The sequence below is a fragment of the Enterobacter cloacae complex sp. P2B genome (assembly GCF_014895985.1).
GTDB classification, from domain to species: Bacteria; Pseudomonadota; Gammaproteobacteria; order Enterobacterales; family Enterobacteriaceae; genus Enterobacter; species Enterobacter bugandensis.
On record NZ_JADBQQ010000006.1, the window covers coordinates 93,091 to 106,826 of the forward strand.

The window sequence follows — 13,736 nt, forward strand, 5'->3', positions numbered from 1 at the left end:
GCAGGGACGCTTCGGGAAGTTACTTCTGTTTCATAAACTCACGGTAGGCATTCACTACCTGCAGGAAGTCTTCCACGCCGCACAGCGACAGGCTCTCTTCGTCGTAGTAGCTCATCCCCTCTTCCATCTCATCCCCTGAAAACTCAAGCTGGTTGGCGCGCACCATCACCTCTTCGCCGTCCATCCACAGGGTGTATTCATGTCCGGCGCGTTGCCAGGAGCGCTCGCTGCCTTTCACCGTATTTGCCGCCTGTTCGACTTCATCAAGAAGGGCGAGATTTTCTTTCACCTCTTCGTTAAACCAGTGTCCAACGGCTTCGTGCCCCATCGACATGCGCACTTTCACCACACCGGTGATGTCGCGCAAAAATTCGTAATCCATAGCGTTTTCCTCAGCAAAGCCATTAGGGTAATTATCGCAGCAGAGGGAAAGAAAAAAAGCGGGAGAGGTGGGAGGAATGAAAATAAAAAGGTGAGAGCAAGACCCTGCGGCCTGATGCCCTCACCCCGTCCCTCTCCCACGGGAGAGGGTGCAAACACTAAAAACCGTCTCGTAGAGACGGTTTTGCTGTTTATACTGCCGTCTGGAAGATCACCCCGTCAGCCTTCTCGGTGTACTGAGAAAGCTGGTCGAAGTTCAGATAGCGATAGGTATCCACCGCCGTCTTATCCACCTGCGCCACGAAGGTCTGGTACTCTTCCGGCGTTGGCAGTTTGCCAATCAGCGCCGCAACCGCCGCCAGCTCCGCAGAGGCCAGGTAGACGTTCGCACCAGTACCTAAACGGTTCGGGAAGTTACGGGTAGAGGTGGAAACCACCGTCGCACCGTCGGCTACGCGCGCCTGGTTACCCATACACAGGGAGCAGCCAGGGATTTCGATACGCGCTCCGCTCTTACCGAACACGCTGTAGTAACCCTCTTCGGTCAACTGAGCCGCGTCCATACGGGTTGGCGGTGCCACCCACAGGCGGGTCGGCAGCTGGCCTTTGTGGGTATCCAGCAGCTTACCGGCAGCACGGAAGTGACCGATGTTGGTCATACAGGAGCCGATGAACACTTCGTCGATCTTATCGCCCTGCACGTCAGAGAGCAGACGCGCATCGTCCGGATCGTTCGGCGCACACAGGATTGGCTCTTTAATATCCGCCAGATCGATGTCGATCACCGCCGCGTACTCTGCGTCTGCGTCAGCTTCCAGCAGCTGCGGATCCGCCAGCCATTTCTCCATACCCTGAATACGACGCTCCAGCGTGCGGCGGTCGCCGTAACCTTCTGCAATCATCCACTTCAGCAGCACGATGTTGGAGGTCAGATACTCAATGATCGGCTCTTTGTTCAGCTTGATGGTACAGCCTGCCGCAGAACGCTCGGCGGAGGCGTCGGTCAGCTCGAACGCCTGCTCCACTTTCAGATCCGGCAGACCTTCAATTTCCAGGATGCGGCCAGAGAAGATGTTTTTCTTGCCTTTCTTCTCAACGGTCAGCAGGCCCTGTTTGATGGCATACAGCGGGATCGCGTGAACCAGATCGCGCAGGGTGATGCCCGGCTGCATTTTGCCCTTGAAGCGCACCAGCACAGATTCAGGCATGTCCAGCGGCATTACGCCGGTCGCCGCAGCAAACGCCACCAGGCCGGAGCCCGCCGGGAAGGAGATCCCGATTGGGAAACGGGTATGGGAGTCACCGCCGGTACCCACGGTATCCGGCAGCAGCATGCGGTTCAGCCAGGAGTGGATGACGCCGTCACCCGGACGCAGAGAGACACCGCCGCGGTTCATGATGAAGTCTGGCAGCGTGTGGTGCGTGGTCACGTCAACCGGCTTCGGATAGGCCGCCGTGTGGCAGAAGGACTGCATCACCAGGTCAGAAGAGAAGCCCAGGCACGCCAGGTCTTTCAGTTCATCACGGGTCATTGGGCCAGTGGTGTCCTGAGAGCCCACGGAGGTCATCTTCGGCTCGCAGTATGCGCCAGGGCGAATACCGGCGACGCCGCACGCGCGACCCACCATTTTCTGTGCCAGCGAGAAGCCGCGGTTGCTTTCTGCCACGTCTTTCGCGTGACGGAAAACGTCGGAGTGCGGCAGACCCAGCGCTTCACGCGCTTTGGTGGTCAGGCCGCGCCCGATGATCAGCGGAATACGGCCACCGGCACGCACTTCGTCAATCAGCACGTCGGTTTTCAGTTCGAAGCTTGCCAGCAGCTCGTTGGTTTCGTGGTTGCGCACTTCGCCTTTATACGGGTAGACGTCAATCACGTCGCCCATGTTCAGGTTGCTCACATCCACTTCAATTGGCAGCGCGCCCGCATCTTCCATGGTATTGAAGAAGATTGGCGCAATTTTGCCACCGAGGCACAGGCCGCCGCCGCGCTTGTTCGGCACGTGCGGAATATCGTCGCCCATGAACCACAGTACGGAGTTGGTGGCGGACTTACGGGAAGAGCCGGTACCCACAACGTCACCGACGTAGGCCAGCGGGAAACCTTTCTTCTGCAGCGCTTCGATCTGTTTGATCGGGCCCACCACGCCCGGCTGATCTGGCTCAATGCCTTCACGGGCGTTTTTCAGCATCGCCAGGGCGTGCAGCGGGATATCTGGACGAGACCACGCGTCCGGTGCCGGAGACAGGTCATCGGTGTTGGTTTCACCGGTCACCTTAAAGACGGTCACGGTAATTTTTTCCGCCAGCGCAGGGCGGTTCAGGAACCATTCGGCATCGGCCCAGGACTGCATCACCTGCTTCGCATAGACGTTGCCCGCTTTGGCTTTTTCTTCTACGTCGTAGAAGTTATCGAACATCAGCAGCGTGGAAGAGATCGCTTTAGCGGCAATCGGTGCCAGCTTGTCGTTATCCAGCGCGTCAATCAGCGGATGAATGTTGTAACCACCCTGCATGGTGCCGAGCAGTTCAATGGCTTTTTCAGGAGTAACCAGTGGGGAGGTGGCTTCGCCTTTGGCGATAGCAGCAAGGAATCCGGCTTTTACGTAGGCAGCTTCATCTACGCCAGGCGGTACGCGGTTGATCAACAGATCTAACAGGAATTCTTCTTCGCCCTTAGGCGGGTTCTTCAGCAGCTCGACGAGCGCGGCCATTTGGGTTGCATCTAAAGGTTTGGGTACAATTCCCTCGGCGGCACGTTCTGCTACGTGCTTACGGTATTCTTCTAGCACGACGGTTCTCCTCGCTCTCATTGTCATATGCGGCGGGCGTTCTCTTCACGCTCCTGTGAGACAGCAGTTTGTAGGGTAAATGCCCGATACCGCGTCGGGCAGCATAGCAGGATTTCTGCACAGTGTTAATCCGTTTACAAAAAAGCAACATTAAAAAGTTTGCTGAATCGTTAAGCATGGTGTAGCGGGGAGGCGAGGTGAATTTTGGGGACAAAAAAACCGCCTGATAGCGGTTATTTTGTTGCCTTGCGGTGGTAGCACACCGGGTTGGCAGATTTGCGGCAATGCACTCGGCATGAATAATGCTCCTGAGTATGCAGATCCGCAAGCACATATTTTGTATTTACGAGCCGCCATCCAGTTTCGAATGTAAAAGGATGAAACTGCATTTCACCTCTTTTCAGTCCATTTCGGCTGTAATACTGTTGCCCCCGGCCTGCTTCGCTGGTGTAGCAACCAGTCACCGGGCCCGGAAGCAGTTCCGTAACCTACGCGGCAATGTACTCATTTGCCTGGTTCTGCCTTTTCCGGTGAAGAAGGAACCCGCGTAGCCTGTACAGGAACGCACGCAATGGAGATGCGAATCACTGCGCTGATCGTTGCGATCGGTTTACTGCTTACCGCGCTGCACGGTGGCTGGAACATATCCGACATCACGGTGCTGTTTGTCGTCAACCTCGGCAACTAGCTGCTGGCCGCTCGTAAGAGCGGCCTTCTGAATTCCCGGCGCCTTTTCCCGCATCGCATATAATTGTGTAATAAATACTCACACTCTTTATCCGGACGTACCGGACGCTTCCCAATAAAAGTCAAAACAGTAAAAGACGGGTGAATAATACTCACGCCAACCGTAACGCCTCACGGCACAGCGCCTGTCTCGTTGGAGTCATTTTATGAAGTTGCCCTTTAAGCCACATCTGCTTGTCCTTCTGTGCAGTGCCGGGCTGTTTGCCGCCTCAGGCGTCATGTTTGTCAAAAGTCGTGCAACGGAACCCGTTGCGTCGGCCCCCGTCGCGCAACAGCCAGTTGCTCCGGCTACGCCGGCAGTAGCACAACCCGCCCCTGTCGTCGCGCCAACCTACACTGCCGCGCAAATCGATCAGTGGGTTGCCCCCATCGCGCTCTACCCGGATGCTCTGCTGTCACAGATCCTGATGGCCTCGACCTATCCAGCCAACGTGATTCAAGCGGCGCAGTGGTCCAAAGACAACCCCAAAATGGAAGGGGACGCCGCGATTCAGGCCGTTGCCAGCCAGCCCTGGGATCCCAGCGTAAAATCCCTGGTCGCGTTTCCTCAGCTTATGTCGCTGATGGGAGAGAATCCGCCGTGGGTACAAAATCTGGGCGATGCGTTTCTCGCGCAGCCGAAAGATGTAATGGATTCGGTACAACGGTTGCGCGCGCTGGCGCAGAAGACCGGCGCCTTGCAATCTACGCCTCAGCAGACGGTCACCACGGTAACGAAACCCGCATCGGCAAAAACCAGCACCACCGAGTCAACGTCAACCACCACGTCCGCACCGGCCCCGACGGTGATCAAAATTGAATCTGCCGACCCGCAGGTGGTTTACGTCCCCACCTATAATCCCAATACGGTTTACGGAACCTGGCCCAACACCGCTTATCCGCCAACCTATCTCCCGCCGTCACCCGGGGAGCAGTTTGGCAACAGCTTCGTCAACGGCTTAGGTTTCAGCCTCGGTGTCGCCACAACTTATGCCATCTTCAGCAATATCGACTGGGATGATGACGATGACTGGGACCATCATCATGACGGTGACTGGGATAATCACGGCGGCTACAACCGCAACGGTGATAACAACATCAATATTAACGTTGAGAACTTCAATAAAATCAGCGGACAACGTCTGACGGACGCCAACCGTACCTGGCAGCACAACCCGGCCTATCGGGAAGGTGTCCCCTACCCGACAAACCAGCTCAACACGCGTTTCCACTCCACCAACACGGCCACGGGGCTTAGTGCAACGCAACAACCGGTTAATCGCGATAGCCAGCGTGAGGCGGCGCTGAGCCAGATGGAGAAATCGACAGGTAAAACCTTCCCACAGACTGCACGCCCGGGCACGAAAGCGGCGCAGCGACAGGCCTCAAGTGAACAGCTGAAACAGATTTCTCAGCGCAATAACTACCGTGGCTATGACACCAAACCGCAGACGGCGAAGCGGGCCACCACGCAGCAGCGAGAAAACCGCCAGACCACCGCACAGAGACAAGAGAAACGGGTCCAGCCTTCTCAGCAACGTCCCTTCCAGCAGCGAAACAGTCAGCTCCGGGCCAATGCACTGAGCGGCAACGACAGCCGTTCCGCCAACTGGCAGGCGCAGCAGCAGCGTGGGGCGCAAAGCAGACGCCTCGCCGCTCGTCAGCAGCAGCTACGCCCGGCAGCGGCTGGACGTGCTGAACACCGTGAATTCCGTCATCGCTAAGGGAGCCGACATGAAACGTAAATTACTCAGTGGAATGGTGTTGTTCATGGTCTCGGCGACCGTCATGGCGCAGCAATCCTTCAGTTCACCAGAACAGGCTACCAATGCGCTGGAAAGCGCCATCCGCGATCAAAACGAAAGCGCGATGAACAACCTGCTCGGCGAAAACTGGCGCGATTTTCTGCCATCTGAAGGCGTTGATCCTGACGCAGTCGATCGCTTTCTGCGCGACTGGAAAGTCCGTCATAACACCATTGTCGAAGGCGATAAAGCGCATCTGGTTGTCGGAGACAGCGGCTGGCAACTTCCCATTCCGGTGATCAAAACCGCCTCCGGCTGGCAGTTTGACATCAAAGAAGGCGCCGAGGAGATCCTGACCCGCGAAATTGGGCGCAACGAACTTGCCGCCATCGAAGCCCTGCATGCTTACGTGGCCGCTCAGCAGAGCTATTTTGCGATGAATCAGAAATACGCGCAGAAGATTGTCAGTTCTGAAGGGAAGAAGGACGGTCTGTACTGGCCCGTCTCGCCCGGCGAAGCGCCAAGCCCGCTTGGCCCGGCATTTAGCCCTAAAGAGCCAGGCGCGGGTTACCATGGCTATCGCTTCCGCATCCTGCCGGATAATCACGGTTTCGCGATGGTGGCGTGGCCTGTCAGCTATGGTCAGACAGGCGTCATGAGCTTTGTGATAAACCAGGACGACAAGGTGTACCAGTCCGATCTCGGCAGCGATTCGGAGCAGAAGGCCCGGGCGCTGGCCTCATACGCACCTGATAACACCTGGCAGCCTGTAGCACCCTGAACGCCGCGCATGAAAAAAGCGGCCTCAGGCCGCTTTTTTCATCTGAAGAAACTTATTTCTTCTTCGCTTTCGCGTTTGGCAGGTCAGTAATGCTACCTTCAAACACTTCAGCCGCCAGGCCCACGGACTCGTGCAGAGTCGGGTGCGCGTGGATGGTCAGCGCGATGTCTTCCGCGTCACAGCCCATTTCGATAGCCAGACCGATTTCACCCAGCAGCTCACCGCCGTTGGTACCGACAATCGCACCACCGATTACGCGGTGAGTCTCTTTGTCGAAGATCAGTTTGGTCATACCGTCTGCGCAGTCGGAAGCGATAGCACGGCCAGAAGCAGCCCACGGGAAGGTGGCGGTTTCGTAGCTGATGCCTTTCTCTTTCGCTTCTTTCTCGGTCAGACCGACCCATGCAACTTCTGGCTCGGTGTACGCGATAGATGGGATCACTTTCGGATCGAAGTAGTGCTTCATGCCGGCGATAACTTCAGCGGCAACATGACCTTCGTGAACGCCTTTGTGCGCCAGCATTGGCTGACCGACGATGTCGCCGATAGCAAAGATGTGCGGCACGTTGGTGCGCAGCTGTTTGTCAACGCGGATGAAGCCACGGTCGTCCACTTCCACGCCAGCCTTGCCCGCGTCGAGGTTTTTACCGTTCGGTACACGACCGATAGCCACCAGCACGGCGTCGTAACGCTGTGGTTCGGATGGGGCTTTTTTGCCTTCCATGGAAACGTAAATACCGTCTTCTTTCGCTTCAACGGCAGTCACTTTGGTTTCCAGCATCAGGTTAAACTTCTTGCTGATGCGCTTGGTGAAGACTTTAACGATATCTTTGTCAGCAGCCGGGATAACCTGGTCGAACATTTCAACCACGTCAATGTCTGAACCCAGCGCATGGTACACGGTACCCATTTCCAGACCGATGATACCGCCGCCCATAACCAGCAGACGCTTAGGAACGGTTTTCAGCTCCAGGGCATCGGTGGAATCCCACACGCGTGGATCTTCATGTGGGATGAATGGCAGTTCGATTGGGCGAGAGCCTGCCGCGATGATCGCGTTGTCGAAGTTGATCACGGTTTTGCCGTTTTCGCCTTCCACTTCCAGGGTGTTCGCACCGGTGAATTTACCCAGACCGTTTACCACTTTCACTTTACGGCCTTTGGCCATACCCGCCAGACCGCCGGTCAGCTGAGTGATAACTTTCTCTTTCCAGGTACGAATTTTGTCGATATCGGTTTTCGGCTCGCCGAAGACGATACCGTGTTCAGCCAGCGCTTTGGCTTCTTCGATAACTTTCGCTACGTGCAGCAGCGCTTTAGAAGGGATACAGCCGACGTTCAGACAAACACCGCCGAGGGTGCTGTAACGCTCTACGATGACGGTTTCCAGACCTAAATCCGCGGCGCGGAATGCTGCGGAGTAACCTGCCGGGCCTGCCCCAAGTACTACGACCTGAGTTTTGATTTCTGTGCTCATCATGACCTCTTAGTTTATACCCGTCGTCCACCGGGTCGTTCTATCCGCCCGCAGTTTACAAAATTGTTAACAATTTTGAAACAACAAACGGCTCACGAATTGTCGCTTTCACCAATAACCTCATAAACACCATGAGATTATCAGAAAAAAGCCGGCCGACTGGCCGGCTTTTCGATTACATCACCAGGCGGCGAATGTCGCTCAGCATGTTGTTGATGATGGTGATGAAACGCGCACCATCAGCCCCGTCGATCACGCGGTGGTCGAAGGACAGAGAGATTGGCATCATCAGACGCGGCACGAACTCTTTGCCATTCCACACCGGCTCCATCGCGGACTTGGACACACCGAGGATAGCCACTTCCGGCGCGTTCACAATCGGCGCGAAGTGGGTGGTACCCAGGCCGCCGATGCTGGAGATAGTGAAGCAGCCGCCCTGCATTTCGCCGGCAGTCAGCTTACCATCACGCGCTTTCTTGGAGATGGTGGTCAGTTCACGGGACAGCTCAGTGATGCTCTTCTTGTTCACGTCTTTGAATACCGGAACAACCAGACCATTTGGCGTATCTACCGCAACACCGATGTTGATGTATTTCTTCAGCGTCAGCTTCTGGCCGTCTTCGGACAGGGAGCTGTTGAAGCGTGGCATCTGCTCCAGAGCAGCGGCAACGGCTTTCATGATGAAGACCACTGGGGTGAATTTCACGTCCAGCTTACGCTTCTCGGCTTCGGCGTTCTGCTGTTTACGGAACGCTTCCAGATCGGTGATATCGGTTTTGTCGAAGTGGGTAACGTGCGGGATCATCACCCAGTTACGGCTCAGGTTCGCACCAGAGATTTTCTGGATACGGCCCAGCTCCACTTCTTCGATTTCGCCGAACTTGCTGAAGTCCACTTTCGGCCATGGCAGCATGCCCGGGATACCGCCGCCAGCGGCTGCCGCAGGTGCAGCTTCGGCGCGTTTCACCGCGTCTTTCACGTAAGCCTGAACGTCTTCGCGCAGGATACGCCCCTTACGGCCGGTACCTTTCACTTTCGCCAGGTTCACACCGAATTCGCGCGCCAGGCGACGAATCAGCGGAGTCGCGTGGACGTAAGCGTCGTTTTCAGCGAACTCTGATTTTTCTGCTTTTGCAGCAGGGGCAGCGGCTGGTTTAGCAGCCTGAGCCGGTGCAGCAGCCGGTGCTGGAGCAGCCGCGGCAGCCGGAGCTGCGGCAGGCGCAGCGCCTTCCACTTCGAAGACCATGATCAGGGAGCCGGTAGACACTTTGTCGCCGGTGCTGATTTTGATCTCTTTAACGGTACCGGCGAACGGCGCAGGCACTTCCATGGAAGCCTTGTCGCCTTCAACGGTGATCAGTGACTGTTCAGCGGCAACTTTGTCGCCCACTTTTACCATCACTTCGGTGACTTCAACTTCGTCACCGCCGATGTCAGGCACGTTCACTTCTTTCGCTGCTGCGGCAGCTGCTGGAGCAGCGGCGGCCGGAGCGGCTTCTTTCTTCTCTTCCTGCGCAGGTGCAGCAGCTGCTGCACCGTCGGCGGAATCGAAAATCATGATCAGTTTGCCGGTCTCGGTTTTATCGCCAACGGAGACTTTGATCTCCTTAACGATGCCAGCCTGAGGAGACGGGACTTCCATAGAGGCTTTATCGCCTTCTACGGTGATGAGCGACTGTTCAGCTTCAACTTTGTCGCCCACTTTGACCAGGATCTCGGTGATTTCAACTTCATCAGCCCCGATGTCCGGTACTTTGATTTCGATAGCCATTATTCTTTTACCTCTTACGCCAGACGCGGGTTAACTTTTTCTGCATCGATGTTGAATTTGGTAATTGCGTCCGCAACCACTTTCTTATCGATTTCGCCACGTTTAGCCAGTTCGCCCAGTGCTGCTACAACCACGTAAGAAGCATCAACTTCGAAGTGGTGACGCAGGTTTTCGCGGCTGTCAGAACGACCGAAGCCGTCAGTACCCAGTACGCGATAATCATCAGCTGGAACGTATGTACGAACCTGCTCAGCGAACAGTTTCATATAGTCAGTGGACGCCACCGCTGGCGCGTCGTTCATCACCTGAGCGATGTACGGAACGCGTGGGGTTTCCATTGGGTGCAGCATGTTCCAGCGCTCACAATCCTGGCCATCACGCGCCAGTTCGGTGAAGGAAGTCACAGAGTACACGTCGGAACCCACGCCGTAGTCTTTCGCCAGGATCTGCGCTGCTTCACGAACGTGACGCAGGATAGAACCGGAGCCCAGCAGCTGAACTTTACCTTTGCTACCTTCAATGGTTTCGAGTTTGTAGATACCTTTACGGATACCTTCCTCGGCACCTGCTGGCATTGCCGGCATGTGGTAGTTTTCGTTCAGGGTGGTGATGTAGTAGTAAATGTTCTCCTGCGCTTCACCGTACATGCGCTGCAGACCGTCATGCATGATGACAGCAACTTCGTACGCGTAGGACGGGTCGTAAGAGATACAGTTCGGGATAGTCAGAGACTGAATGTGGCTGTGGCCATCTTCGTGCTGCAGACCTTCACCGTTCAGAGTCGTACGTCCAGAAGTACCACCGATCAGGAAGCCGCGAGCCTGCTGGTCGCCTGCCTGCCAGCACAGGTCACCAATACGCTGGAACCCGAACATGGAGTAGTAAATGTAGAACGGAATCATCGGCAGGTTGTTGGTGCTGTATGAAGTCGCAGCAGCCAGCCAGGATGCGCCTGCGCCCAGCTCGTTGATACCTTCCTGCAGAATCTGACCTTTCTCGTCTTCTTTGTAGTATGCAACCTGCTCACGGTCCTGCGGGGTGTACTGCTGGCCGTTCGGGCTATAGATACCGATCTGACGGAACAGACCTTCCATACCGAAAGTACGCGCTTCGTCGGCGATGATTGGCACCAGACGATCTTTGATCGACTTGTTCTTCAGCATCACGTTCAGGGCACGAACGAAAGCGATAGTGGTAGAGATCTCTTTGTTCTGCTCTTCCAGCAGCTGAGAGAAGTCTTCCAGCGCTGGCAGTTCCAGCTTCTCGGTGAAGTTAGGCTGACGAGCTGGCAGGTAGCCTTTCAGCGCCTGACGACGTTCGTGCAGGTACTTGTGCTCTTCAGAACCTTCCGGGAAGGTGATGTAAGACAGGTTTTCTACCTGCTCATCGGTCACTGGAACGTTGAAACGGTCGCGGATATAGCGCACGCCGTCCATGTTCATTTTCTTAACCTGGTGAGCGATGTTTTTACCTTCTGCGGTATCACCCATGCCGTAACCTTTGATGGTGTGGGCCAGGATTACAGTCGCTTTACCTTTGGTTTCACGCGCTTTTTTCAGTGCAGCGTAGATTTTCTTCGGATCGTGACCACCGCGGTTCAGGGCCCAGATCTGCTCATCAGTCCAGTCGGCAACCAGCGCTGCGGTTTCTGGATATTTGCCGAAGAAGTGCTCACGCACGTAGGCACCGTCTTTGGATTTGAAGGTCTGGTAGTCGCCGTCAACGGTTTCGTTCATCAGCTGGATCAGTTTACCGCTGGTGTCTTTACGCAGCAGTTCGTCCCAACGGGAACCCCACATGACTTTGATCACGTTCCAGCCAGCACCTGCGAAGATGCCTTCCAGTTCGTTGATGATCTTGCCGTTACCGGTTACCGGACCATCCAGACGCTGCAGGTTACAGTTGATGATGAAGCACAGGTTGTCCAGCTTCTCACGGGTTGCGATGGTGATCGCACCTTTAGATTCTGGCTCATCCATTTCGCCGTCGCCCAGGAAGGCGTAAACGGTCTGCTCGGAGGTGTCTTTCAGACCACGGTGTTCCAGATACTTCAGGAATTTAGCCTGGTAGATCGCACCGATTGGGCCCAGACCCATAGATACGGTCGGGAACTGCCAGAATTCAGGCATCAGTTTAGGGTGCGGATAAGAAGACAGACCTTTACCGTGAACTTCCTGACGGAAGTTGTTCATCTGCTCTTCAGTCAGACGACCTTCCAGGAATGCACGTGCATAGATGCCCGGAGAGATGTGGCCCTGGAAGTACACCAGATCGCCGCCGTCTTTCTCGTTCGCTGCACGGAAGAAGTGGTTGAAGCACACTTCGTAAACGGTCGCAGAAGACTGGAAGGACGCCATGTGGCCACCCAGCTCCAGGTCTTTCTTGGACGCGCGCAGAACGGTCATGATGGCGTTCCAGCGGATTGCAGAACGGATACGACGTTCCAGATCCAGATTGCCCGGGTATTCCGGTTCGTCTTCAACGGCAATCGTGTTTACGTAGTTGCTAGCCCCTGCACCTGAAGCAACCTTCACGCCGCCTTTGCGGGCTTCAGAAAGCAGCTGATCAATCAGATACTGAGCGCGCTCAACACCTTCTTCACGGATGACCGATTCGATCGCCTGTAGCCAGTCGCGAGTTTCGATCGGATCCACGTCATTTTGGAGACGTTCTGACATGGGGGTATTCCTTATCTATCTAATACGTTGATTTGTCTGGAACCTGTCCCATTGTGCTCTTGGGCAAGAACACAATAAGACAGGTTCTGCGTTTAGTTGCCGCGCTCTAAAAGTACCTGGCGCTTAATCCTTTCGTTGCTGTATGCGGCGTAATGAACGTTCGCGACGCGATTGTTCACGGCTGCGGTCCAGCAAGATTTCCTCAATGAAAGCCAGGTGACGGTGCGACGCTTCGCGCGCCTGCTCCGGCTCCCCGGCCATTATCGCCTCGAATACTCGGGTGCGATGGTTGCTTACCAGCGGGAGCATCTCCCGACGGGCATACAACAATTCAAAATTCTGACGAACGTTCTGGGCCAGCATCGGCTCCATGCAGCGTAGCAGATGGAGGAGCACCACGTTGTGTGCCGCTTCGGTGACGGCGATTTGATACTGGACAACGGCGCTGGACTCGGCGTCTAAATCGCCGGACTGCTGTGCCCGTTCAATGGCCTGATGCAGTTCGCGGATACGCACGCGATCTTCATCAGTGCTGCGAAGGGCGGCGTAATAGGCCGCAATACCTTCAAGCGCGTGACGGGTCTCAAGCAGGTCAAACTGGGATTCTGGGTGGTCAGAGAGAAGTTCTACCAGCGGATCGCTGAAGCTCTGCCACAGGCTGTTTTGCACAAAGGTTCCGCCGCCCTGGCGACGAAGCAGCAAGCCCTTTGCTTCGAGGCGTTGAATCGCCTCACGCAGAGAGGGACGTGAAACGTCGAACTGTTTTGCCAGCTCGCGTTCTGGCGGAAGTTTCTCACCCGGGCGCAGAGTCCCTTCGAGGATTAAAAACTCCAGCTGCTGCTCAATCACATCAGATAGTTTTGGTTGGCGAATTTTGCTGTAGGCCATATTCCCTGTCTTACGCCTTTTTGCCCGGAGTCAATTGGTCTTACCAATTTCTAGTTCGTATCGCTAAAGTAACAAAGTATTCACCTTCTGTCCATATTGGTTTTGATTGAAATCAGTAAACCCTGCACATTTTAACAACCTTACAGAAATAACGTTTCAGAAATGTAACTTTGCACAAATGAGTTGATTACTCCCAAAGAGGGAGTTTTAACCATAATGAAACGAGGGGTTTTGCAATCTGAAGCGATTCAACATGGCAAATAATGAAAATTCGCCCACTTAAGAAGCATTTCTATTCTATAGGTTGGGTTAGGAAGAATAAGCGGGCCGATTTACAAATGCTTTCTTTTTATTCAAGTCGTCAGCATCCCTTCATAAAGCAGGTGCATTCGCAGGCGCTTACCACTATTCTGGCGCGTATGGAAGTCTTCTCCGCTTTTTTCGGTTTGTTTAACCGTAAAGAAATAAATACAGAATATGGACTTTCATAATTACACACG

At 55.1% G+C, this 13,736-nt stretch carries 8 protein-coding genes and 1 pseudogene; 3 read left to right on the plus strand and 6 right to left on the minus strand.

Going from position 1 to position 13,736, the window contains the following annotated elements; genetic code table 11:
- Positions 1 to 19: 19 nt before the first annotated feature.
- Positions 20 to 382 carry a protein YacL gene (gene yacL / locus IM313_RS05665; RefSeq protein ID WP_041911228.1) on the minus strand — a complete coding sequence of 121 codons (363 nt, stop codon included), beginning with the start codon at positions 380 to 382 and terminating at the stop codon, positions 20 to 22.
- Positions 383 to 572: 190 nt separating this feature from the next.
- Complete coding sequence (gene acnB / locus IM313_RS05670) at positions 573 to 3,170, minus strand: bifunctional aconitate hydratase 2/2-methylisocitrate dehydratase (RefSeq protein WP_192971614.1); 2,598 nt, start codon at positions 3,168 to 3,170, stop codon at positions 573 to 575.
- Positions 3,171 to 4,063: 893 nt separating this feature from the next.
- Between acnB and IM313_RS05675 the strand changes: the two genes are divergently transcribed.
- Together IM313_RS05675 and IM313_RS05680 are read left to right on the plus strand one after the other, a co-directional pair.
- On the plus strand, positions 4,064 to 5,620 hold the full coding sequence (locus IM313_RS05675) for a DUF3300 domain-containing protein (protein ID WP_192971613.1): 1,557 nt from the start codon (positions 4,064 to 4,066) through the stop codon (positions 5,618 to 5,620).
- Positions 5,621 to 5,630: 10 nt separating this feature from the next.
- Positions 5,631 to 6,422, plus strand: a complete 792-nt coding sequence (locus IM313_RS05680; RefSeq protein ID WP_192971612.1) for a DUF2950 family protein — start codon at positions 5,631 to 5,633, stop codon at positions 6,420 to 6,422.
- Between the two features lie 52 nt (positions 6,423 to 6,474).
- Here the strand turns inward: IM313_RS05680 and lpdA are convergent, their stop codons facing one another.
- The 4 genes and pseudogenes from lpdA to pdhR form a co-directional block, all read right to left on the minus strand.
- Positions 6,475 to 7,899, minus strand: coding sequence for a dihydrolipoyl dehydrogenase (gene lpdA / locus IM313_RS05685; RefSeq protein WP_023332094.1), 1,425 nt, complete (start codon positions 7,897 to 7,899; stop codon positions 6,475 to 6,477).
- Between the two features lie 175 nt (positions 7,900 to 8,074).
- Positions 8,075 to 9,661: pseudogene (gene aceF / locus IM313_RS05690) on the minus strand (pyruvate dehydrogenase complex dihydrolipoyllysine-residue acetyltransferase); the annotation flags it as partial.
- Between the two features lie 23 nt (positions 9,662 to 9,684).
- The gene (gene aceE / locus IM313_RS05695) at positions 9,685 to 12,348 is read right to left on the minus strand and encodes a pyruvate dehydrogenase (acetyl-transferring), homodimeric type (protein ID WP_028015529.1); all 2,664 of its coding nucleotides are present in this window, start codon (positions 12,346 to 12,348) and stop codon (positions 9,685 to 9,687) included.
- 123 nt (positions 12,349 to 12,471) lie between these two features.
- Positions 12,472 to 13,236, minus strand: a complete 765-nt coding sequence (pdhR, locus tag IM313_RS05700) for a pyruvate dehydrogenase complex transcriptional repressor PdhR (protein ID WP_006173806.1) — start codon at positions 13,234 to 13,236, stop codon at positions 12,472 to 12,474.
- Positions 13,237 to 13,499: 263 nt separating this feature from the next.
- On the opposite strand from pdhR, the gene IM313_RS05705 reads away from it, so the two are divergent.
- Entirely contained in the window at positions 13,500 to 13,727 is a 228-nt protein-coding gene (locus tag IM313_RS05705) for a hypothetical protein (protein WP_192971635.1), read from the plus strand.
- Positions 13,728 to 13,736 lie beyond the last annotated feature (9 nt).

Coding starts and splice junctions, on each gene's coding strand:
- yacL (WP_041911228.1), bottom strand. CDS start 382: ATGGATTACGAATTTTTGCGCGACATCACCGGTGTGGTGAAAGTGCGC.
- IM313_RS05675 (WP_192971613.1), top strand. CDS start 4,064: ATGAAGTTGCCCTTTAAGCCACATCTGCTTGTCCTTCTGTGCAGTGCC.
- IM313_RS05680 (WP_192971612.1), top strand. CDS start 5,631: ATGAAACGTAAATTACTCAGTGGAATGGTGTTGTTCATGGTCTCGGCG.
- lpdA (WP_023332094.1), bottom strand. CDS start 7,899: ATGAGCACAGAAATCAAAACTCAGGTCGTAGTACTTGGGGCAGGCCCG.
- aceE (WP_028015529.1), bottom strand. CDS start 12,348: ATGTCAGAACGTCTCCAAAATGACGTGGATCCGATCGAAACTCGCGAC.
- pdhR (WP_006173806.1), bottom strand. CDS start 13,236: ATGGCCTACAGCAAAATTCGCCAACCAAAACTATCTGATGTGATTGAG.
- IM313_RS05705 (WP_192971635.1), top strand. CDS start 13,500: ATGAAAATTCGCCCACTTAAGAAGCATTTCTATTCTATAGGTTGGGTT.